General features: G+C 35.9%; 17 protein-coding genes and 1 pseudogene. 12 read left to right on the top strand and 6 right to left on the bottom strand.

Annotation, left to right across the window (positions count from 1 at the left end; genetic code table 11):
- The first annotated feature begins 19 nt into the window (after positions 1-19).
- Entirely contained in the window at positions 20-2,830 is a 2,811-nt protein-coding gene (locus JOD18_RS13665) for a glycoside hydrolase family 2 protein (RefSeq protein ID WP_239588127.1), read from the top strand.
- A gap of 251 nt (positions 2,831-3,081) precedes the next feature.
- Here JOD18_RS13665 and JOD18_RS13660 read toward each other — a convergent pair whose 3' ends face one another.
- A complete protein-coding gene (locus JOD18_RS13660; protein ID WP_204669602.1) occupies positions 3,082-3,891 on the bottom strand; it encodes a phytanoyl-CoA dioxygenase family protein in 810 nt (269 codons plus the stop codon).
- 186 nt (positions 3,892-4,077) lie between these two features.
- Here JOD18_RS13660 and JOD18_RS13655 point away from each other — a divergent pair, with 186 nt between their 5' ends.
- Entirely contained in the window at positions 4,078-4,893 is an 816-nt protein-coding gene (locus JOD18_RS13655) for a helix-turn-helix domain-containing protein (RefSeq protein WP_204669601.1), read from the top strand.
- 448 nt (positions 4,894-5,341) lie between these two features.
- Positions 5,342-6,658, top strand: coding sequence for a cellulase-like family protein (locus JOD18_RS13650; protein WP_204669600.1), 1,317 nt, complete (start codon positions 5,342-5,344; stop codon positions 6,656-6,658).
- A gap of 100 nt (positions 6,659-6,758) precedes the next feature.
- Here JOD18_RS13650 and JOD18_RS13645 read toward each other — a convergent pair whose 3' ends face one another.
- Positions 6,759-7,652, bottom strand: a complete 894-nt coding sequence (locus JOD18_RS13645) for an AraC family transcriptional regulator (protein WP_204669599.1) — start codon at positions 7,650-7,652, stop codon at positions 6,759-6,761.
- A gap of 180 nt (positions 7,653-7,832) precedes the next feature.
- On the opposite strand from JOD18_RS13645, the gene JOD18_RS13640 reads away from it, so the two are divergent.
- Entirely contained in the window at positions 7,833-7,979 is a 147-nt protein-coding gene (locus tag JOD18_RS13640; protein WP_204669598.1) for a hypothetical protein, read from the top strand.
- Between the two features lie 510 nt (positions 7,980-8,489).
- On the opposite strand, the gene treR is transcribed toward JOD18_RS13640, so the two are convergent.
- From treR to treP, 3 genes are all read right to left on the bottom strand, one after another.
- The gene (treR, locus tag JOD18_RS13635; protein ID WP_204669597.1) at positions 8,490-9,203 is read right to left on the bottom strand and encodes a trehalose operon repressor; all 714 of its coding nucleotides are present in this window, start codon (positions 9,201-9,203) and stop codon (positions 8,490-8,492) included.
- A 15-nt stretch (positions 9,204-9,218) separates the two neighbouring features.
- Positions 9,219-10,904: an alpha,alpha-phosphotrehalase gene (treC, locus tag JOD18_RS13630; protein WP_204669596.1), complete on the bottom strand. Its 1,686-nt coding sequence runs from the start codon at positions 10,902-10,904 to the stop codon at positions 9,219-9,221.
- Between the two features lie 177 nt (positions 10,905-11,081).
- Positions 11,082-12,515, bottom strand: coding sequence for a PTS system trehalose-specific EIIBC component (treP, locus tag JOD18_RS13625; RefSeq protein WP_204669595.1), 1,434 nt, complete (start codon positions 12,513-12,515; stop codon positions 11,082-11,084).
- A gap of 198 nt (positions 12,516-12,713) precedes the next feature.
- Here treP and JOD18_RS13620 point away from each other — a divergent pair, with 198 nt between their 5' ends.
- From JOD18_RS13620 to JOD18_RS13590, 7 genes are all read left to right on the top strand, one after another.
- Entirely contained in the window at positions 12,714-13,247 is a 534-nt protein-coding gene (locus JOD18_RS13620; RefSeq protein ID WP_204669594.1) for a DUF1572 family protein, read from the top strand.
- An 894-nt stretch (positions 13,248-14,141) separates the two neighbouring features.
- Positions 14,142-15,116, top strand: coding sequence for an ABC transporter permease (locus JOD18_RS13615; protein WP_204669593.1), 975 nt, complete (start codon positions 14,142-14,144; stop codon positions 15,114-15,116).
- Complete coding sequence (locus JOD18_RS13610; protein WP_204669592.1) at positions 15,116-15,982, top strand: carbohydrate ABC transporter permease; 867 nt, start codon at positions 15,116-15,118, stop codon at positions 15,980-15,982. Before JOD18_RS13615 ends, JOD18_RS13610 begins: the two co-directional genes overlap by 1 nt.
- A 40-nt stretch (positions 15,983-16,022) precedes the next feature.
- The gene (locus tag JOD18_RS13605) at positions 16,023-17,561 is read left to right on the top strand and encodes a type 2 periplasmic-binding domain-containing protein (RefSeq protein WP_204669591.1); all 1,539 of its coding nucleotides are present in this window, start codon (positions 16,023-16,025) and stop codon (positions 17,559-17,561) included.
- Between the two features lie 24 nt (positions 17,562-17,585).
- Complete coding sequence (locus tag JOD18_RS13600) at positions 17,586-18,332, top strand: PHP domain-containing protein (protein ID WP_204669590.1); 747 nt, start codon at positions 17,586-17,588, stop codon at positions 18,330-18,332.
- A gap of 222 nt (positions 18,333-18,554) precedes the next feature.
- Positions 18,555-18,785, top strand: coding sequence for an HAD hydrolase family protein (locus JOD18_RS13595; protein ID WP_204669589.1), 231 nt, complete (start codon positions 18,555-18,557; stop codon positions 18,783-18,785).
- Positions 18,786-18,804: 19 nt separating this feature from the next.
- A complete protein-coding gene (locus JOD18_RS13590; RefSeq protein ID WP_204669588.1) occupies positions 18,805-19,533 on the top strand; it encodes a GntR family transcriptional regulator in 729 nt (242 codons plus the stop codon).
- Positions 19,534-19,844: 311 nt separating this feature from the next.
- On the opposite strand, the pseudogene JOD18_RS24290 reads toward JOD18_RS13590, so the two are convergent.
- Positions 19,845-19,985, bottom strand: a pseudogene (locus JOD18_RS24290) (IS110 family transposase); the annotation flags it as partial.
- Positions 19,986-20,214: 229 nt separating this feature from the next.
- Between JOD18_RS24290 and JOD18_RS13585 the strand changes: the two are divergent.
- Positions 20,215-23,226, top strand: a complete 3,012-nt coding sequence (locus JOD18_RS13585) for a DUF2252 family protein (protein ID WP_204669587.1) — start codon at positions 20,215-20,217, stop codon at positions 23,224-23,226.
- Positions 23,227-23,332: the final 106 nt, after the last annotated feature.

Genomic DNA, 23,332 nt, shown 5'->3' with positions numbered 1-23,332 from the left:
ATTTGGAGTGATTAAGTTGATGAAAATAGATTTAAATGGAACTTGGAATTTTTCGTTGGATCTGAATAATGATCAGAACTGGATTCATAAAGACACTTCTTTACCTTCGGATATGATTCAGATCCCAGGTTCCATAGAGGAGCAAGGGTATGGACAGGCTTCTGCACACTTTCCAATTGGGACATGGAAAAAAGACAGAGAATATGAAGGTATAGCATGGTATGTAAAGGATATTGAATTATCAAAGGATATAAATGAAAGCGATTTATATTTAGATCTAAAAGGAGTTAGATGGGTTACCGAATTATGGATTGACGGTAATTATGTTGGAAAGGAAGATAGTCTATCAACCGTTCAACGTTATAACATTACACCTTTTGTTAAAATAGGAGGTAAACATCGATTTGTAATTAGAATCGATAATCAAATGCTTTTACCATTGCAAGAAAGCCATATTCATTCTTACCATACATCCACTTATTGGGGAGGCATAACAGGGGGAATTCAGATTATCAGCGAATTACCTCATACTATTCAAGATGTGAGAGTTCAAACTAAGGCAGAAGATAAATTTGTTCAGGTGGAGGTGAAGGTTGATCGAACAAACTGTCCAGACAGAAATAATTGGAGTATTAGGACCAATATCCTTGATCAGGACGGTGGGCTAGTTCAATCTAAAGAAGTGGATATCGCAGGTAAAAATGAGGCGTTACAGCTAACGAACTTTATTCAAATAAAATTGGATGACACAGCTAAAGTATGGTCTCCAGATGACCCGTACTTGTACCATGCAGAGGTCACACTTTTACATCATGGAAAACAGTATGACAAAAAAACCGTAAGATTTGGTTTAAGAACTATTTCTACTGACAAGAATCAAATTTTATTAAATGGCATTCCAATATTTTTAACAGGATATGTTGATTGTTGTATTTTTCCTAATACAGGTTATCCAGAATGGGATATAGAGCATTATCGTAAACAATTTCAAATCGTTAAAAGTTATGGTTTTAATCATGTGAGATTACATGGCTGGACCCCTCCAGAGCCTTTCTGGCAAGCAGCAGATGAAGCAGGGATGCTTGTACAAACAGAATTGCCACATTGGAGCAGACAATACACTAGAAGTAAAGATTTAGCACCTGAAGAAGTCCATTCATTTCTAACACAAGAGTTGAAACGAGTATTAACAGCATTGCAAAATCACCCTTCTTTTGTCATGTTATCAATGGGAAATGAATTGATAAGTGAAGAGGGCCATCCTCAGTTAAATGAACTAGTACAGTTAGCGAGACAACTGGATGCAAGTCGGATTTATACAGATAATACTGGTCATGGTCAATTACCTTCTCAAAGTCGTGAAGGTGACTTCTTCATACCAACACTCAATTGGCATCCACCATATAATATTGATCACGCTGCTACGTCAGATACAACTACCGATTATGGTGAGGTCACTCGATTAGAGAAAAGTCCAATCATTGCCCATGAACATGGACAGTTTACCATGTATGTACGACCCGAAGAGGAAAAGAAATATCAGGGTGTACTGAAACCTTATTGGTTAAAAACAATTACTGATACATTAGAGTCAAAAAAGATAAACAGTCGAACAAACGAATTTATTGAATCAACAGGCATTCACTTAGTTCGATCTTTAAAAGAAAATATGGAGAAGGCTCGAAGAACCCCTAATTTATCAGGCATTCAGTTGTTGGATATCCGTGATTTCCCTGGTCAAGGACATGCAACAGTGGGAATATTAGATGTATTCTGGGATTCAAAAAACGTGGTTGAACCAAAACAGTTCCGTCAATTTAATGAGCAAACTGTGTTATTAATGCGATCTAAAAAACGGACTTATTATAGTGATGAACAAATAGCAGTAAGTTTAGAATTATCACACTTTGGTCTGTCAGCGGATTCTGCTGACTTAGAATGGTCATTAAAGACAGAGGAAAAGATATGGAAAAAAGAAGGCGTTACGATCAAGAGGATTCCAGGAACAGGACTAATCAATTTATTAAACATTAGCGAGGAAATTTATACTAACAAGGCAGAAAAGATAACCCTTGAAGCTTCGATAACTATAAATGCAAAAACCTATACCAATGAATGGGATTTTTGGCTATTCCCACGCCAAGAGTTACCGGAAAATTGTGAACGAATTTGGACTAATATTCCCGAAGTACGATCCGCCTTATATGGTGTCCGTCTAGAGAATACAATCGGCCTAGATGAACTTAGTTTTAAAGCCGAAAAAGATGTCGAACTAGCTATAACGGATCAAATAGGGAGAGATATCTTGCAATTTCTTGTGGATGGTGGGAATGTGTGGTTAATGGCTAAGGAGGATGGTCAGCATGACGAGGTCTTAACTCGTTACTTACCAATATTTTGGAATTATTTATGGTTTCCGGAACAGACTGGTACAACAATGGGTATGCGCATCCATAAACACCCGATTTTTGATGAATTCCCACATGATGGCCATTCCGATTGGCAGTGGTATCATTTAGTTGATAGGATGATTGCACTTAATCTAGATTTAACGCCTAATGTGAAACCAATAATAGAGGTAATAGATAATTTTAATCGTGCGAAAAAATTGGCGTATGTTTATGAGGTGAACGTGGGTAAAGGAAGCCTTTTTGTATCAACACTTAATCTAACTGATCGAAAATTGATGAAGCATCCAGAATCTCATTTTCTCTTTTTCAAAATAATAGAGTACTTAAAAAGTAGTAAATTCCAACCGGAGATGTCGATTAGTATCGGTGAATTATTGAGTACCTTTAAAGTTAAGTCACTATTTAATCTAAGATATTAAAAATTTCATCATAACTCGTATGGAATATATTTGTGAAATTGAAAAAACCGAACTATGATTCGGCCTCACTTAGGTTAGGCTATGAATCGGTTCGGATTTTTCCTTCATAAACATTCTTTGTTTGAATCGGTTGTAAACAACCTTGGCAAATTGCAATTACTTACATTCAACGCTTTTCGGTAGATGTGGCTCCAAACGATGAAGGCAGTCTTGGTGAGAAATCAGACTTTCCTGTTCCGTTAATTTCCTTCTTAATGAATATATGGTACGTCATACTCAATACCACAAGGACCTCCATCAGGATTTGCTTCAAGATCCACTGTAGTCCCGTCAGCGCGAAATAGAGGTCGATAATGTGACGATATTCGTGTGGCTGAGCTATTAGCATAGTGACAAATAAAAGCCCGGCGGAAACGATCTTTTGTTTTGTTGCTGTATGAACCATGAATCAAATTCCCATTAAAAAAGAGCACATCGCCTCTATCCATCACAGCAGGAATTGCCTTATGTTCTTTAGGCGGTTTCACATAGTGGGTAGTAAACGACTCCTTGGAATCAGACAATTCAGGACATACGATATCATAATCACTCGTTTTAGGTACTACTAACAGTCCTCCATTCTCTTGATCAGTTGGATCAATCGCTGTCCAAGCGGCGATGCAGTTGCCTGGTTCAACCTTTAAGTAAAAGTTATCTTGATGAAGTGCCTGACCTCGTGCACCAGGTGGTTTATAATAGAACATGCTTTGGGCAGCTAATGGCTCTTCCTTATACAAATCAGCTAATACATCCATTACTGGAGGATGTAACATATATGCTTTGGCTGTCTCATTAAATCGGTGTGGGTGCATGACTCTGGGATATCGTTTAAGTGGATCGGTAATTTTTTTCTGAAAATCCGGTTCAAAGTGCCCTGGAATCACCTGATTGCTAATATCATCAAAAGTTTTATCAATGTCCGTCAGTTGCTTTTCTGTAAATAATCCCTTGACTATTAAATAACCTTCTGTTTCAAATTTTTTCTTTTGCTCATCGGTTAGTATTCGCTGCTTATACGTCATTTTATCTCCTCCTCGATCGTACTATTTATACATTTTCATTATATAGTTAGAATAGTGATTAGGAGAATGATTAATCTTGCTAACAATACATACGATTCTGCTGTTTTTAAATAATAGACTTGAATTCCATTTTTAGTAAAGCTAAGCTAAGAAGAATAGCATTACTATTTAAAAAGGGTGAGTAGCATGAAATTAGACCGTCCCTCAAACTATGATGGGTTAGCTTACGGAATAGTGATCGCTGGGCACTTTCACGAAAGTGATACCTATTCTGCTGTCCGCCCGGATGGCATGAACGACTGGCTTATTACATACACGTTAGATGGCGAGGGTTATTTTGAAACAGAAGACTGCAAACAGAGTGTAAAGGCTGGTAACATAACACTATTGAGGCCTGGAATCCCTCATCGTTATGGTACGAGTAAAGGCTGCAAATGGAATTTTATTTGGACTCACTTTACCCCCAGGCCTATGGAGGCGAGTTTACTCCCTTCTGAGGCTTTGACTATACGACAAATTGAACACCAAGTGACAAAGAAGCGTATCTACCATTCTTTTCTCCGAATTCTTGCTGACTTCAGGGAACGAGGAGATTATTGGCAGGAGCTTTGTTTGAATGCGCTACAGGAAATTTTATTAATAATAGCTAAGCAACAATATTGTCAAATGGATCCAAGAATAGAAGAAACCCTTTATCTACTTGCCCAGAGAATGAAAGAGACAGTGCGAGTTGAGGAGCTAGCCCACAGTGTTGGACTTTCCACTTCAAGACTGGCTCACCTTTTTAAAGAAAGTACTGGTGAATCTATCATAACCGCACTTAACCGTATTCGAATTAAACAAGCTGCTCTGCTTCTTGCTCATGCGAATAGGAACGCAAATGAAGCAGCCTATGATGTGGGGTTTCAAAATTATAATCACTTCACTCGACAGTTTCGTAAATATATGGGATTAACTCCAAGCGAATTCAGCCGAAATGTCCAGTCCAAAGAAAAATTCTAATTCAATGAGATTTCAAGAAGTGTAAGTGTTGTTATTATTACGGATAGAAATTTGAGAGTGTAAATATAACTTATTTAATGATGAGAAGGCTAACCCTAACCATTAATGCAGTATTTTTGTTGTCTTGATTTTAATGAATGACTCCATTGTATTGCTTTTCTGAGTATTTAAAAAGAGGATATTATTATTACTTATAACATAAGAATATTGTCCATTATAAAGAGAATATGCTGAATTGTTTATATAGTATCCCTCTTGTTATGCTTGGATACATAAAGTGAAACTTCGTTCAGTGGGGGTTTTTCATCCTCAGTGAACGTTAGTTGAACCAATCGGGCCGTTACTGGCTGTTGGATCCCCACTTAGAATGATGTATTCCCTTATTTCTTGAAGTGGAATCTTACAGTCAGTTACACTGCGATAAATTTTTATAAATGGAGGATAACCAATGTATAATCAAAATGTTCCATCCCATCTACCAGATAAATTAACAATTACTTTATGGGATTTTTGCTGGTATACCATGACTATGCCTGGGGAGCCCTTTGATGATTTAGATCGGGCATTTGCTGAAGCCGTAGAACGTGGCTATAACACCATTAGGATTTGTGCAATGCCAATGTTCATATTTAAGAACAGCAAATTAAGAGATGGAAAATTGAAATTTTCTAATTTGGGAGAAGGACTTGGGCACAGAACTCGTTGGTTTAATTGTCAAGGAGGTGCTGAATTAAATGCACTTGAACATCTTGAAAACCTCTTTAAGATGGCTCAAAAACATAATTGTTTTGTTATCCTTTCTTCTTGGGAATATCAGCAAAGTCCTGCATTTCTCGAAACAAATGAAATATATAAGGAACTAATGAGTATTCAACCAGAGGAACGCTTTCATGCTCTCGCAAATTCTATGATACAGTTAGTAACTCATCTTAAGCATAAAGGATTGGCAGATCGCATTGCTTATGCTGAACTGCACAACGAAGTAGAGTATGGAAAATTGACAGAAGTATTGAGAAATGAAAACTTTGGTGACCAAGAATTGACCAATCAAATTAATGAACAAACCTATAAAGGTATGCGATCATTTTTTGAAAACGCTATTACACAGTTTAAAGAGTTACACCCGGATATACTATTTACAATTGGTTATTCGTTAGCACGTCCGAAAGTAAGTTACTGGAATTATATTGCTGAGAATATGGATGTCGCACATTTCCATTTATACAATGATGGGGTTTTAAAAGCTTTATATGATGAAGTCTTTCAAGAGCCTTTTCCAAATCAAACTGCAAGATCTATGCTTAGAGAAGATGCACCTCCTTTTGAGAAATATAGTTTAGATGAAAAAGGTGGATGGAGATTTAAAGTTTTCCCAGTTAAAACAAGTAATTTTTATATGTTTGATTGGTGTGATCCTGTCAAGTGGGATCTTTGGCTTTATGAACATTATAGCGATCATCGAGAAGCGATGCGACTTGCTATTAGTCATAAATTTGATATGTACAGTGAATGGGCTCAAAAACGTAATCTACCTATGGTTATTGGAGAGGGGTACGTAGGATATACTCCGGCTGAAACGACATTTGAAGAAGGTCCTGTCGGGAAGGATATAGCAAAATTTGCAATTGAAAAAGCCTTGGATAAAGGAGCCTGGGGGATGGTTCTAAGTTCTATTTGTGCTCCTCATCACCATTTTTGGAATGATATTGAATGGCAGCAAAAAATGAATCGAAAAATTTTAGATTCGAATAAACTAGATAAGTAGAGATAAAAATTTACAGCTGTAAATCCTTTTATTTCCGGTGTCCAATAAGGTATGGGGTATTCGAAAGATAAAGCAGCTTGTTGAACTAGATATATTCTGTTTACCCCTTTTGCTTCTTTCGATATTCAGTTGGTGAGGAGCCCATTACTTTTTTAAATAATCTTGAAAAATAATAGGGATCTGTTACACCAAGAGAATTACAAATCTCCTTTATACTCATATCTGTTAAGTCTAACATTTGGCACGCACGTTTCATCTTCAGTCTAATAAAATAATCGATAGGAGGAAACCCGGTTTCCTGTTTGAAAATATAAATAACATGTTGCTTTGACAAGCCTAGAGATTTAGCCAAATCCGATAGCTTAATCGTGGTATGAAGCCGATCTGTCATATACTGTACAGCATTATCTAGATAATGCTCTCTTTTTTCTTCTCGTTTTGATTGTAAACTGGTAATTCCAATTGTACTCAAAAGAAAACGCATAGTTTGCGAAACTTGTATATGGTAGATTTGTGAATATGGTTTATCATTTAACATGTTATAGCATTGGTCAAATAGTTCTGTGAATTTAGTAAAGAAGTGGTTAGGAAACTGCAATGGCTCGCCATTTAAATCAAATGTCTTAATAAATGATGGAACATGCTCTCCACTTAAATGAAACCAATAAATACTCCAAGGATTATTATCCTCAGTACCATAACTATGAGGGGTATCAGCTGGTATTACTACTAAAGTATTTTTCTTAATCACCCGTTTTGGTTTCCGGTTTAATTCGATCCAACCTTCGCCGTTAGAGCAGTAAATAAAAATATGTGATTTTGCACCTGCTGGTCTTTCGCGAAAATGGTATTTAGCGTTTGGGAAAAAGCCTATGTCAGTCACAAATAAATCTTGTAGTAATTCATGATGAACTAGTTTCTCTTGAACATAGTCAGGCAAAACAAGTAATTTTTCTGAAATAAAACCATCTTTTTTTCTGATATTTCTTTCCATGTATAACTACCCCTTATTTATACTATATACATTAGCAAATTATAATTTCGAAAGAAAAAGAATAAGTTATATTACCTGTTAAGTTCATTATAGGTTCATCTTTTATAAAGTCAAGGACATACCTATAGCAGCATTGCATTGTATTTTAAGCAGCTGCAATAATATAAAGAGACAGCTGATTTGCTTGGAATCCGTAATGGTTTTATGTATATCAATGGGGAAACGGCTTTTAGCACGCGCTTATTTAACTATAAAGGGAGAAAATTTGGATTTTTTGTTTCAGATGGTGCAGCAGTATTTCGTTCGATACGTTTAATGACAGAGTAGTCAAATATAGTGTTTAGGAAGGGTATAATGATGAAGCAGATATCCTTCTCTAAACACCCCTGCATTTCTTATTTGCATCTTTTGGGATTGCAGTAATGACTCTGACGAAGATGACATAGAGGATACTGTATAGCTGCATCAGGAGTAGATCAGCAGGAAACAGAGGAAACAGACAATGCGGCAAGTGAAAAGGAGGAGCTTCAGTAGAATATATCGCTTCTGAAGATAGAAGAAAACGAGAAGTAAGAAGTTTTATAATCTTTTTTAGGAAAAACGGCCCCATAGTAGAAGAGAACTGTTTTTCAGTGGAAAAGAAGTAATTAATAATAAGTAATGTCCTGATTGGGAAATAGTGGCTAACACAAGTAATTTCTTGTATTAGCCAATTCAATAAATAGATATTTATTTCAGTAATTTACTGCAGCATATTTCGAGGGAAGAGATTGTATTAACTTAGTACATAAATAAAAAGGTTGATTTAAGCAGTTAAACACTTAAATCAACCTTTTTCTAATGTTCTCTTCTGGCAAAATCCACAAATCTGAACTTATCTGGACGATGTCTGGATTCGGTATATTGAAATAATGTCGCATCATCTAAATAAACGTAGTTTTTAATAACAACCACATTATAAAAGCCTTCCAGATCCAGCAGCTTGTGATCTTCTGCTGTTGGTTCTTCAACAATAATTTCTTTTTTTGCAAAGCTGATGATAAGACCTAATTGATTTTCAAGATAGTCGTAAATAGAAGCTTCTGCAATATCCTTAGAGATGTGTGGAACAGTTGTTGTTATTAAATAATCCTTGTCCAAAATGACGCGCTGCCCAGAGAAGGAACGGGTCCGGATAATTTCCCAAACCTCCTGATTATCTGCAAGCTTTAATTGCTTTTGGATAAAATCATTTGCGCTGACTTTTGTACATTGATGAACCGTTGTAATCGGCTTTTCTCCCATTTTATCAGCCAGTTCTTTAAAGCTGACCAGGCCGGATACTGGAAAATCGAATTTATTCCGTTCAATCACCGTGGACCCTTTGCCGCGGATTTTTTGAATGTATCCGTTTTGGGCAAGCAGATTTAAAGCTTTTCGAATCGTTTCTCGTGATGTCTGATACTGCTCAGCTAATTCATTTTCCGACGGAAGAAATTCGTTTTCTTTAAACGTTTCTTTTTCTATTTTTTTGACCATTTCCTGATAAATAATTAAATACTTATTTCGCATCGCAACTAACTCCATTTACTTCTTTAGATAATAAACAATAGACTCATATGGCCGCAGTGAAATCGTATCTGAAGCTAAAGATGGAGAACCTTCGTAATTAGATAACAAAATCTTGCTATCCTTACAATCACTGCGGATCGCTTCAGGTAAATTCAGCTCTGATTCTTTTGCATAAAAATTGTTTACTACTAATAGTTTTGTATCTTTATTTTCTCTTATATACGCAAAAATTGCAAAGTCATTGGGCAAAATCAGCTGATATTTTCCGTCTGTAATGACTTGATACTCTTTTCGTAGCTGAATTAGTCTTTGATAATGGTAATAAATAGATGTTTTATCAGCAATTGCTGCTTCTGCATTGATTTTCTGATAATTATCAGGAAGCCCGATCCAAGGATTTCCGTCCGTAAACCCGGCATTGGCTGTATTATTCCATTGCATTGGTGTACGAGCATTATCCCGGGATTTTTCCTGAAGAATTTCAATGATTACCCGGTCAGATAGACCCTCTGCCTTTTTTATTTTGTACATATTCAGCGATTCTACATCCCTGTACTGGCTAATATCATCAAAGCCGGCATTGGTCATTCCAATTTCTTCTCCCTGATAAATATAAGGAGTACCCTGCATCATATGAATCGTTGTTGCCAGCATTTTTGCCGATTCCTTGTGATAGATTGTGTCATCTCCAAATCGGGATACAATTCGCGGCTGATCATGATTACACCAGAATAACGCGTTCCAACCTCCGCCTTCCTGCATCCCTGTCTGCCAATCAGACATCAGCTGTTTGAGATAAAGAAAATCGAATGGTGCTTTTGTCCATTTTTCACCGTTTGGATAGTCGACCTTTAAATGATGAAAGTTAAAGGTCATATCCAGTTCTTCGCGTTCAGGATTAGAATACTTAATACAATCCTCCATAGAAGTAGAGGACATTTCTCCAACGGTAAACGTTTCACGACCTTTAAATACTTCCTGATTCATTTCGTGAAGAAATTCATGTACCCGTGGCCCATCTGTATAGAACTTACGTCCATCTCCCGGAGCGACACTGCCGTCATCATTTGGAAAATGCTGGTCCTTGGAAATTAAGTTGATAACATCTAAACGAAAGCCATCTACCCCTTTATCCAGCCAAAAATTCATCATTTGATAGACATCCTCACGAACTTTTTCATTTTCCCAGTTCAGATCAGCCTGGGTAACATCAAAGAGATGCAAATAGTAAGAACCAGTGGTTTCATCATATTCCCAGGCGTTGCCTCCAAATTTAGATTCCCAGTTTGTTGGCAATTCATCAGGATTGCCATCCTTCCAGATATAGTATTTTCGGTACGGATTATCCTTCGATTTTTTAGCTTCCTGAAACCATTTATGTTCAGTCGAGGTATGGTTAACAACAATATCCATAATAATTTTTAGACCGATATGGTGTGCTTTTTCCAGCATTTTTTCGAAATCTTCCATAGTTCCATAGTCCGGCTGGATTTTATAATAATCTGCAATATCATATCCATTATCATTTTGAGGGGAAACATAAATAGGGGTAAGCCAAACCACGTCGACCCCCAGCTCTTTGATATATTCCAATTTTTCCGTGATTCCGTTAATATCTCCCATTCCGTTACCAGTCGTATCGTTAAAGCTTTTCGGATAAATTTGATAAACGACGGATTTTTGCCACCATTTTTCTTGCATAATCAACCTCCTAAATACAGCTGCATTTCAAATACTTTTGACTCTATATGAATTAGAGGAGGGATAGGCTCCCTCCTTATTTTTACACTTTAAGAAAGTATAAAGATTTTAAGGACAAAAGTATAAGTGCAACTAGGGCAATCCTGCGCCTTTCAGGCCAGGCTTGTCGAGTTTTCTTTATTTACCTAAGCGCTTATATGCATCTACACCCATTTTTGTTTTGGATAGAACAATCGTTAAGATAAATGGGATTACCATAGCTGTAGCCATTGCTACAGTAAACATCAGCATATGTGGTAATTGAATAGATAAAATTCCAGGTATACCGCCGACACCGATTGAGTTAGCCATAACACCAGATCCGACAGATATAACTGCTGCAATAGCAGAGCCTGTCATACCGGCGATAAATGGGAACAAGTAGCGTAAATTAATCCCGAATAGTGCCGGTTCTGTAACTCCTAAATAACAGGAGATAGCTGCTGGGATAGATACCTGCTGCTCCTTCTTATCTTTCCGATTAAGATAAATCATTGCTACAACGGCAGATCCCTGTGCAATATTAGATAAAGCAATCATTGGCCAGAGATTTGTACCGTTAAATTCGCTCATTAATTGTAAGTCAATGGCATTTGTCATATGATGCAGGCCTGTAATAACGAGTGGTGCATAGGCAAATCCAAAGACAGCTGCAAACAGCCAGCCAAAGGCGGAAGTCAGTCCATCATATACAACTGTTGAAATCCATGAACCAATTGTCCAGCCGATTGGCCCGAGGATAACATGAGCCACTATAACTGCCGGAAGTAATGCAAAGAAAGGTACAAAGATCATCGATACCACTTGTGGAATAATTTTACGGAGCCATATTTCTAAATAAGCTAATACGAAACCTGCTAAAATTGCCGGGATAACCTGCGCTTGATAGCCAATCATCTCAATTTGGAAAAATCCAAAGTCCCAGACAGGTATTTCTGTTGCTTCTGCAACGCCATAAGCATTTAAAAGCTGTGGTGAAACAAGGGTAAGACCTAAAATAATTCCGAGTACTTGTGTTGTTCCCATCTTTCTGGAAATAGACCAGGTAATAGCAACAGGGAGGAAATGAAAGATAGCTTCAGCAATTAACCAGAGAAAATCGTATAATCCTGCCCAAAATTGAGAGGATGCAGCTAATGTCATAGTTCCATTTTCCAGCATTTCAATTTCACCAATTACATTTCGGAAACCTAAAATCAGACCTCCGACAACAAGCGCCGGGATAATCGGCGTAAAGATATCTGCTAAGTGTGCCATTAACCTCTGTATAAAATTCATATTTTGTTTAGCTGCTTCTTTGGCATCTTCCTTAGAAGTGTCGCCGACACCAGCAATACGCGTAAATTCATTATAAAAGGAAGCGACTTCATTTCCGACAATAACCTGGAATTGTCCAGCCTGTGTGAAGGTTCCTTTTACAATATCGATATCTTCAATGGCTTTTACATCTGCTTTTTCCGGGTCATTTAAGACAAATCGCATTCTGGTAGCACAATGCGTAACGACAGAGATGTTGTCACTTCCACCGACTTTTTCCAATAACTCTTTTGATGGAGCCGTATATTTACTCAATGTCTTTCCTCCTTTTTATATCTTGTATATACAAGTATTAACGTTTTCATTTTAACTTGTATATACAAGTTTGTCAATAAAAATTTTGTGTTATTTTTATGGGTCATTGTTATAATTGAACGAATAATATTTATTGAAAGACAGCCTGAGCGAAGAAGAGGAGAAGCATAGAAAGTTGTTGTAAATAGGAGGGATAATATGCGTGTAGACGAAGAATACCTGAAAGTAGTACGGAAAAGGTTTCAAAGTGTTAAAGAGCTTGGCAATAAAACAATGAACCAATTGGCAGAGGAGCATATTCATTGGAGGGCGAACAAGGAGTCCAATAGTATTGCTGTGATTGTAAAGCATTTAAGTGGCAATATGCTATCCAGATGGACAGATTTTTTAACAACAGATGGAGAGAAGCCGACCAGAAATCGTGATCAGGAATTTGAGGATACAATAAGGTCCATGCAGGAACTAAAAGAAGTATGGGAAAGTGGATGGAGTGTTCTTTTTCAAGCATTGGATGGGTTAGATGGAGCCGACTTATTAAAGACTATTTTGATCCGGGGTGAAAGTCACACGATATTGGATGCAATAGAAAGGCAGCTGGCACATTATGCTTATCATATTGGACAGATTGTCTATATTGGCAAACAGATAAAGGCAGCAGATTGGGAAACGCTTAGTATCCCTAAAGGAAAATCAGAAGTGTATTTAGAGCAGATGAGGAGAAAATATAATTGAGTTTAGTTGTTGGCAAAATAGAAGGTAATATTAGCTAGGATAATCAAGTACCTGAATTTTGATGATAAATTAATAGAAACGGGTCAAACCAGCAGACTGGCATATGTCCATTTTAATTTAAATACAGGTAGCATTGGAAAGTATCAGCTTGAAATGAAGTATTAGGGTATGGAATTTTTTCCCCCATAAATGAAAAGACTTGCCACTATATAACAAAGGCAAGTCACTTAAGTCTAAGATTCACATTCAACAGCAAATTGTAATGCGTCTATTGAATTGTCAGTACTTAAGAATTATTTTGAAATCCAAGTGCTTATTTAGAAAAACACCTGTTGTCGCTTATCTATTTCATTTATTCTTTCCCTGACATTATTCCTATTTTTCGGAGGGAGTTGTTGGGTAATGCATATTAGTCATTCTATATTAATCAAAACAGAGTGGAGTTTTTTAGAATCAGTAAGCCTGAACAGTGACTTGCGTTAAGAAAATAGTTGTTCCTTACTTCTATAAAAAGTAAAAATGTATAAGAAGCAGCAAATTGGCTGGATTGAATTCGATGTTCGAATAACTCAATCCAGCCAATTTTAGCTTTTAGTTGTTTGTAAGTGCCTCCAATAGATCCCCACCTCAACCTACCTTTTTCATCCTCTATATAAGGAAATCTAGACATCTGTTGCTGAATTTTTAAAATGGTATATATTGGTGCTAAATAGAAATGGCTTGTTTACAATAAAAACATATGTCGTTAATACTTTATTAATATTGGGGTGCTATATTTCTTAATAAGATGTCTATACAACTGAAGGGTGTAGATAAATAAAGTTATACAAAGGGGGCTTTGAATAAGATACTGCTGTAACCTAATTTTATTCAGAGGAGGAAGTATATTAAGAAATGGGAAACAGATTTAAAAAGACAGCAAAACCAATTCAAACGGCTTCAATTCCTAAAGTAAAAAATGCTAGAGAGAAAAGAAAAAAAATGATTAAAAGAGGTTTGCCAATCTATTTGATGCTTCTTCCTGGGGTCTTATATTTTTTAATCTTTAATTACGGTCCTTTAATTGGTTTAACAGTTGCTTTTATGGAATATGATCCGTTCCAAGGATTTTTGAATAGTGAGTGGGTAGGACTTGAACATTTCCGTAGGTTATTTGAAGAACGAATTTTTCTAGATTTGTTATCAAATACTTTAATTCTAGGAATCTACGATATTATTTTTTATTTCCCCGCTCCAATTATTTTAGCACTGTTGTTAAATGAGATTCGTTTACGGTGGTTCAAATCATCTGTCCAAACCATCTTATATACGCCGCATTTTGTTTCGTGGGTGGTTATCGTCGGTATTACCGCTGTGTTATTTTCAACTCAGACAGGAGCTGTCAATAATTTACTTGAAAATAATGGATATAACCGGATAGAACTTTTGACAGATTCACAGTATTTCCGGCCTTTATGGGTTATTCACAATATTTGGAATGGGATGGGCTGGGATGCCATTATATATTTAGCAGCAATGTCATCTGTGAATCCGGAGCTCTATCATGCTGCAAGAGTGGACGGTGCTTCGAGAATCCAAATGACGTGGCACATTACGTTACCTTCTATCATGTATGTAGTTATCATTATGCTGATTTTACGAATGGGAGGATTTATGGATTTAAGTTATACACATATTCTTTTATTACAGAATCCTTTAAATCTTAATGTTTCTGAAGTATTTGATACATACATCTATCGAGCAGGAATTCTTGGAGGTCAATTTGGCTACACAACAGCGGTTGGATTATTTAAATCAATGGTTGGATTAATATTAGTAATGGTGGCAAATACGATTGCAAAAAGAATGGGAAAAGAGGGGGTGTATTAATGAGCAAATTTAAGTTAAATGAAGATAAACTCTTTTCTTTCTTTGTTTACTTTCTTATAACTGTAATTACAATCCTTGTAGCGTTGCCATTAGTATACGTTCTAGGAGGTTCGCTTGCTCCAAGAAGTGAATTTGTCACAAGAAATTTCTTTCTTATACCTAAGGAAATCTCCTTGGATGCCTACAAATATCTTTTTAATAGTTCGGAATTTTTAAATGCATTAAAGAATTCCATCATTATTACAGGTATCGGTACATTTATTAATATGTTATTTACTACTTTAATGGCATATGGTCTCTCTAAAAGATGGCTGGTTGGGCGCAGTATAATTAATTTTATGGTATTGTTTACGATGCTATTTAGCGGGGGCATGATCCCGTTATACCTAATCGTCAATAATTTAGGTTTGCTGGATAGCTATTGGTCCATATGGTTAGTAGGTGCCATCTCTCCATTTTATTTAATTGTAATGAGAGGTTTGTTTGGCAATATTCCTGATGAACTGGAAGAAGCCGCCAAAATGGATGGATGCGGCGAATGGAGATTATTGTTTTCTATTGCCCTACCACTCGCAAGGCCAGCGATGGCAACATTTACTATTTTTTATATCGTTTCTCATTGGAATTCGTATTTTGATGCCATTTTGTATCTGCATGATCAAGATAAAATGCCGCTTCAAGTGTTGCTTCGTCGTCTAATTATTATGGAAGAAGACTTTTTTGACCCGCATATTGCTGATATTGCTTTTAGTCAAGCAGTTCCATTAGCTGCCATAATTATCACGATTGTGCCTTTGATAATTATCTTCCCGTTCTTTCAGAAGTACTTTAATAAAGGATTTTTACTAGGATCTGTAAAAGATTAAAGAATCGAATCACTAGAAAATTAAAATATGGAGGATGGTTATGAAAAAGTATACCTTATTTTTTTTCGTATCTGTATTGTTAATTGGATTTTTAGCGGCTTGTAATAATGAGAATACGCAAAATTCAAATGTGGCTGGAGAATCGAATGAAGAATTTGAACCATTCAATTTTGATGAACACATGACTATTTCTATGTTGACCACGGGTACTCCAATTGAATATGAAGACAATCCAATATTTGAATTGATTGAAGAAAAGTTTAATGTGACATTTGACATGCAGTACTATGATCGAGATGATTTTGATTCGTATGTAAATACATTGGCAGCAAGTAATAATTTGCCGGATATCTGGCGCTTTGGATACAATGATCCGCAGATGTATTCAAATTGGGCGGAAAAAGGAGTGTACTATGATGTCAAGCCATTATTAGAGTATCACCCAGATTTAGAAGCATCCATTCCAACATCAGCTTGGGAGGTGCTGAATCCTGTGGATCATTTTTATGGGATTCCGGAATATAGGTTAGCTACCAGAAATATGCTAGCGATTAGACAGGACTGGCTTGATAATTTAGATCTTGAAGTACCAGATACAATAGAAGATTTTTACAAAGTAGCTTATGCTTTCGCTCATGATGATCCGAATGGAACAGGAAAAAAAGATACCATAGGTTTCTCAGCAATTGGTTTGTTTTCTGATGAAGGAACTGCGTGGCGTGGCGGTGCATTTGGATTAGCAAGAGCATGGAAGGAATTTGATGGGGAACTAGTACCGTATCAAGCGCAATTAAAAGAGTTAGAAGATTATATCGGTTTTATGAGAAAAGCTTATGAAGATGATGTACTCGACAAAGACTTTATGCTGCATACGGATTGGAGAGATGCAAATACACGTTTGAGCGATGGCGTTGCTGGTATTGAGTATGTTAATCCGAACAGTGTTCACCGAAAAGAAGAAGTGGACATTAAAGAACATGATCCAGATGCAGAACTGACCTATATTGATCCGCCAGCAGGACCAAGCGGTGAACGGACTACGCCAACAAGGCCAGGTTATTTTAAAAAAGTAATTAATAGTAATGTGGGTGCAGCGAAAGCACATCGAATCTTGGCGATTTTGGAATGGAACGTGACGGAAGGCTATGAAATTACGCGTCATGGTTTGGAAGATATTCATTATACTATTCATGACGATGGTACAGTAGAGGAATTAGACGCATGGGAAGAACATCAACCTGCGGATATTGGTACGGCTCTATTGCGCGCATGGAATCCATTACATCGCTCTTATTGGTGGCTAGGTGATGAATTTGAAGAAACATTAGGTGAAAGATATGAATGGCTTGAAGAATTTACTTGGGAGGATGATAATCCCGGTTTAATTTCCGATACAGATATAAAAATAGGTGCGCAACTCGATGCAGAATTTGAGCAAATCCTAACAGAAGTTGTAGTTGGTCAGCGTGAAATGGAAGATGTAGAACTGGCGGTTAATACATGGAAAGAAAATGGAGGCAACGATATTATCGAAGAGATAAATGACGCATATAGTCAGTATAAGGAAGAACGTAACTAATATGACAACATAGGAGAGATAGAGATGAAAATGGATTTTCATACACACGCTAATTTAACAAAAAATGTTGATTTTAAGGTAGAAGAATTTATTGACAAAATAAATGAAGCTAGAGAAAGTGGACTCGATGCAATAGCTTTAACAGAGCATTTTAATACCAAGAACTTTAAGGATATCTACAAACAATTACATGCCCATTTTCCTTATAAAGGAGATTATTATGACGTTGATGGCTTTAAAGTGTTTACTGGTATTGAAATCGATATTAAAGAAGTAGGACATATTTTATTAGTTGGTAACCGTCGTGATATCTTGAAAGTATATGACGTTCTAATTCCGCATTTGCCAGATGATAATCATATTTCTTTTAAGAAATTATTAGATGTTGTAAGTAAGTTAGAACTGCTTAAAATTGGAGCGCATCCATTCAGATCAAAGACACCATTGCATCATATTGATTTTAACTTATTGAAACAACTCGATGCTTTGGATTTAAATGCGACAGATATTTATCGCCAGGGGATAACTGTAAGAGATGAAGTAGAAGAGTTAGCAGGGAATCTGGATTTACCTGTAATTGCAGGAAGTGATACACATCACCATTTACAGTATGGGAGTGTATATAACATTTTATTTGAGGAGCCTTCTACAGTACATGAAATAAAATTAATGATTAACGCAGGAAGCTATGAGGTGAAAATATCTCCATGCTTAAAAGAAAAAGTAAAAGCAGCCCGTCTAATAAAAAAAGTTTTAAAAAAGCAATTATGAAATCATATAAGTAGATAATCTAGCTTATGCAGCTGTTGCTCAATTAAATAATTGGGCAACAGTATTTTTGAAAAATGGGTATATAGAATTTAACATATATGAATTTTTATAAGGATAGTCATAGATAGATTAGGTATTTTCTATTAATCATTAAATAAAAGTAAAGTCATAATTAAGTATAAAAATCGTAGTGCCTGTCTTTGAATACGAAGGGAGGATATGATGATAAATAGATATTTAATTGTTACAGATTTAGATGGTTCGTTATTAAATGATGAACATAATATTTCAGAACCTGAAAATAGATCAAAGGGGGAGGCATTAAAAAAGTTAATAATACATTGTCATTATACAGACATGTATACTATAGGCTTTGGGAACAACTTAAATGATATTACCTTATTAGAAGAAGCACATATAGGCATTGCCGTAAAAAAACTAATCCTTATATAAAGAAATAGAGGTGAATTATATGAGAAAACCCACTTATGTGTTAATTAGCGAGAAATTAACGGAAGATATACAACAAGGGGTGTACAAATCAGGGGAAAAGTTACCTACAGAATATGTAATGGCCAAACACTTCAATGTAAGCCGGGAAACATTCCGTTCTGCAATAAAATTGCTTGAAAATCGTGGTGTGTTGGTAGTAAAACATGGAGTTGGTACATTCGTTACGAAGATGCTACCAACCATACCGAGTAGTTTGGAGACTTTATCTAAGATTTCTGATTTGATTAAATCAGCTGGCTTAAAAGAAGGAGAGCGAAAGGATTTTTCAAAAGTTGTTGATTGTGAACCGGAATGGGCAGAAAAATTAGAGATACCAATCGGAAAACCTGTTACAGTTCATCAAAGGATAAGAATGGCGAATAACGAACCTGTTGTATTGTCACAAAATATTATGGATAACTCTCTCATAGGGGATGCGTTTGAAAAGAAGGAATTGTATGGTTCTTTGACGGAGTTTCTAGAAAAAGAATGTAACATAAAAACATTAACTAGCGATAGTGAATTAATCGTACCACTTCATACGGATAAACTATGTCAAAAATTGCTTTTATATCCCGAAACCACTGTATTGTTAATGGAACAGCTGCATTATAATGAACTGAATGAACCTGTCATGTACAGCCGTGACTATTTTAGAAACGATGTATTTCAATTTAAATTAAGAAGAAAAAGAAAAGGAGTGGAATAGATCATCTCTTGAAGTAATGATTGTAAAAAGCGATTTTGAGGAGATGTGGAATGATGGCAGTAATTAATTGTACCTTCGTCATCGACTATTATGATGTACTTTAATGTTTAACAATAATCAGTTCTAGAATGGAAATATCGGTTTTTAATTTGGTATCTAAGCATCTTTACTGTTATTTATTGATTATTTAGAAAGACTAACTATATAAAGTCAAGCGAGAAATAAAAGAAATTGTTGCAGGGTTGAATAGAGATTTTACAAAGATGAGTGCACGCGAAATAAAAACTGAGAAAAGTTAAATTTTCGCAAGGCTATTGCCTAGTTTCATAGGCTTCATTCTTCTTGAGTATCGCATGAATGATATAGCACATTTTTCTAGCAACTGCTCCAACGTCAGTATGGTGATGCTTTCCTTCTGAACTTTTTTCCTCATAGAAACTTTTGAGGATGGGGCACCTTATTTGAGAAAACCCTTATTTAAGCTATTTTAATAGCTTCACACATGACCTACATATTTTGATCTCTTTTGTTAAATTATAAACAATTTAGAACCAAATTTAATAACGCTCCACTGGTTAAGTTAAATCAATGTAATTTTAATGTGTTCTCTTTGTAAATTCTACCTCAAAATATAGAGAAAATGATAACATAATCCCCGTATTAAGAATTAGGAGGATTATAATGAAACGACTAATATTTATATGTATCACTGCAATCTTATTTTTATCTGGTCTTACAACTAATGAAAAGATATCTGCCCAAATTGAGAGTGATGATTTGGAGGAGTCAACAGTTGAGGAATCAATAGTTGAAGAAGAGGCAACTGAAGAAGAATCGGTTAAGGAATCAACAGTTGAAGACGAAGCAACTGAAGAAGAATCGGTTAAGGAATCAACAGTTGAAGAAGAGGCAACTGAAGAAGGATCGGTTGAGGAATCAACAGTTGAAGACGAAGCGGCTGAAAAAGCACCAGTTGAGGAATCAATAGTAGAAGCAGAAGCAGCTGAAGAAATAACAGCTGCAGATGAAGAAGCAGATATTGAAAAACAATTTAAAGATGACGCTTTTTTACAAGCTATCAAAGAAAAAGTAAAAGCTAATGGGCATGATCAATTATCATATGCAGCTTTGAAAGAAATAAAAGAGTTAACAGATATAAGAGAATTAGGGATAGAAAGTATAGAGGGTGTTGAACTCTTGAAGGAACTAAAAGAATTGGAGCTGCGAGGTAACAATATCACTGATTTAACGCCATTATCAGAATTAGATAAGTTGGAAATACTGGATTTAAGAAATAATGCCATTACTTCCATAGAGGGTATTGAAACTTTAATCAACTTGAAAGAGCTAGATATTCGCGGGAATCATGTTATATCCCTGACGCCAGTAAAAAACTTGACAGCTCTCGAGGCTTTAGATTTCCGGGATAATAGTGTGTCAGATATTAGCGCTGTGGAGAACTTAGTTAACTTAATAGCGTTAAATGCAAGAAATAATGCTGTTGCTGATTTGGGTCCGATTGCAAAATTAATTGAATTGGAAGAATTAAATATGCATACCAATCAAATCAGCGATTTAACACCATTAGAAAATTTGACGAAAATAAAAAATTTAGTTCTAAGAAGAAACAAGATTTCAGATATATCTGTTTTAGAGAATTTAGTCTTGCTTGAGGATTTAAACATACGTGATAATAATATTACTGACCTTAGCCCATTAAGGAATTTAAATTACTTAACAGTTCGTTTAAACTTGCGTGATAACCCTATTACAGACTTTTCACCTGTGGCAAGTTATTATGACAAAATAGAAGATACAGATTTTGTCATTTCAGATGGGCCGGCGATTGATTTCGGTGATTTTAATCTATTAGACGGTACAGAAAGAATCGCTATGCTTCAGAAATATATTAAAGAATCGAATCAGCATATTTCCGATCATACGGTACGACAATCAAAGCTTGAGCAGCTATCTGCTAATCCTTTTGCTTTTTACAGAGGCACAGCTTCTCTCTTTTTCCTTGATGTAAAGAATCAGGTAGTAGATATACCTGAAAATTGGACAGTACTTAATCAAGGGGAAACCTGGATTACTGGTGATTTACATATAGAAAATCTCGGGTTTTATGGAAATAGAAATGGGGAAGCAATTTTTGAATTGAATGATTTTGATGAAGTAGCGATTGCACCTTTTTACTTTGACTTATTGAATTTTGGGACCGGGTTATACCTTCTAAACGATGCAGCACCAAATTTGCAATTGGATGCAGAAGGGATTACAGAGGTGGTCGAACAGTATGGAATGTATTATAGAGAAGCAATCGAGAATGTTGCAAATGGATCAATAAACATCCAAGAGCATTATTTCACTAAAGACAATTTAGACGGGTTTATTGGCGATTTTGCCAAAAAAGTAAGTGAAGAACCGCTTAATAATCAATTAGCTACATGGACAACGGTGAATGAGGACCGCATGTTTGACTTAACTAATAATCGTTTAGAAGCAGTGACAGATGAAGAAAACAAGGAGATTAAAGATAATTGGGATAGTTATCTCAGCAATATTGATGAAGACATCCTGACTGACGTAGGAAGTGGCTATTTTGAAATTAAAGATATTGCAAGAAGAGTAGATGCGGGTTTGGGGAGTTTAGGGTATGACCGCTACTATGTACTGATCGAAGGAAAAACAGATTCAGCAGCGGATGACATCATCTTAGATGTAAAGGCGCAAGGAGCATCAGCAGTGGAAGCTTCAGGTTTATTTACTGGGGATAGTTATCCTACAAATGCTAGCCGTACCATCAATGGAGTAAATGCGTTACTTAATTATCCCGATATCCACTGGGGGACATTAGAAACGGAAAATCAGTCTTATTTAGTTAAAGAAAGATCTCCTTATAAAGATGAAGTAGGACCGACTGATATAGGTGGGAAAGATGATTTAGATAATTATATAAAAGCTAGTGCAGAAGTAACAGCATATGCACATAGCCGAGCTGCTAGTCATATAGGGAATGATAACTTTGCAGCAAACTTATCTCAAGCATTCCAGGAACTTAATAATTTCGATAAAGACCTTGCTGAAGTTACTTTGAAATATTATGCACAAGTAAATAAAGATCATGAATTATACACTGCATTGTATAAGGATCAAGCATTTGAGGATATCAATGAAGATGAGAATAAAGATGATAGTGCTGGAGAAGAAGGACAGGGTGAGACCGGCAGCGATGAAGGCGAGAATAAAGATAACAAAAACAATGATGGAGATAATGCCATAGGAAATGATAATGAAAATAATACTGGCAATGGAGAAGAAGGACAGGGTGAGACCGGCAGCGATGAAGGCGAGAATAAAGATAACAAAAACAATGATGGAGATAATGAAAATAATACTGGCAATAGAGAAGAAGGGCAAGGTGAGATTGGCAGCAGTGAAGGCAAAAACAATGATAGCGGAAAAGAGGGTACCAAAAATAATTTAGCGTCCAGTGGGGATAAGAATAACGAAAAACAAGATAAAGAAGAACTTCTAATAACTTCTTCGGATAATCATAGTAATCTAAATAACGAAGAATTATTACCCGATACAGCTACCTCTATGTTTAACTATCTAATTCTAGGAATAGTTTTATTACTAACTGGTTCTACCGTATTTTGGATATACAAAAGAAAAAATACTGAGATATAATTAAACTGGATATCCATTATTTTCATAAATACCTAAAACTTTATTTAATGAGGAAATGCCCAATGTTTAGGAAGATAGCGTAAAAAATGCAGTGACGAAGAAACGA

The organism is Gracilibacillus alcaliphilus, from assembly GCF_016909015.1.
Classification (GTDB): Bacteria; Bacillota; Bacilli; order Bacillales; family Amphibacillaceae; genus Gracilibacillus; species Gracilibacillus alcaliphilus.
The sequence above is the reverse complement of the archived record's forward strand: the minus strand, read 5'-3'. Positions and strand labels throughout refer to the sequence as shown.

Bases quoted from the DNA above. Each gene is read 5' to 3' on its own strand.
- treR (WP_204669597.1), bottom strand. From the start codon at position 9,203: ATGCGAAATAAGTATTTAATTATTTATCAGGAAATGGTCAAAAAAATA.
- JOD18_RS13615 (WP_204669593.1), top strand. From the start codon at position 14,142: ATGGGAAACAGATTTAAAAAGACAGCAAAACCAATTCAAACGGCTTCA.
- JOD18_RS13590 (WP_204669588.1), top strand. From the start codon at position 18,805: ATGAGAAAACCCACTTATGTGTTAATTAGCGAGAAATTAACGGAAGAT.
- JOD18_RS13585 (WP_204669587.1), top strand. From the start codon at position 20,215: ATGAAACGACTAATATTTATATGTATCACTGCAATCTTATTTTTATCT.
- JOD18_RS13655 (WP_204669601.1), top strand. From the start codon at position 4,078: ATGAAATTAGACCGTCCCTCAAACTATGATGGGTTAGCTTACGGAATA.
- JOD18_RS13660 (WP_204669602.1), bottom strand. From the start codon at position 3,891: ATGACGTATAAGCAGCGAATACTAACCGATGAGCAAAAGAAAAAATTT.
- JOD18_RS13605 (WP_204669591.1), top strand. From the start codon at position 16,023: ATGAAAAAGTATACCTTATTTTTTTTCGTATCTGTATTGTTAATTGGA.
- JOD18_RS13645 (WP_204669599.1), bottom strand. From the start codon at position 7,652: ATGGAAAGAAATATCAGAAAAAAAGATGGTTTTATTTCAGAAAAATTA.
- JOD18_RS13620 (WP_204669594.1), top strand. From the start codon at position 12,714: ATGCGTGTAGACGAAGAATACCTGAAAGTAGTACGGAAAAGGTTTCAA.
- JOD18_RS13610 (WP_204669592.1), top strand. From the start codon at position 15,116: ATGAGCAAATTTAAGTTAAATGAAGATAAACTCTTTTCTTTCTTTGTT.
- JOD18_RS13600 (WP_204669590.1), top strand. From the start codon at position 17,586: ATGAAAATGGATTTTCATACACACGCTAATTTAACAAAAAATGTTGAT.
- JOD18_RS13650 (WP_204669600.1), top strand. From the start codon at position 5,342: ATGTATAATCAAAATGTTCCATCCCATCTACCAGATAAATTAACAATT.
- JOD18_RS13595 (WP_204669589.1), top strand. From the start codon at position 18,555: ATGATAAATAGATATTTAATTGTTACAGATTTAGATGGTTCGTTATTA.
- JOD18_RS13665 (WP_239588127.1), top strand. From the start codon at position 20: ATGAAAATAGATTTAAATGGAACTTGGAATTTTTCGTTGGATCTGAAT.
- treC (WP_204669596.1), bottom strand. From the start codon at position 10,904: ATGCAAGAAAAATGGTGGCAAAAATCCGTCGTTTATCAAATTTATCCG.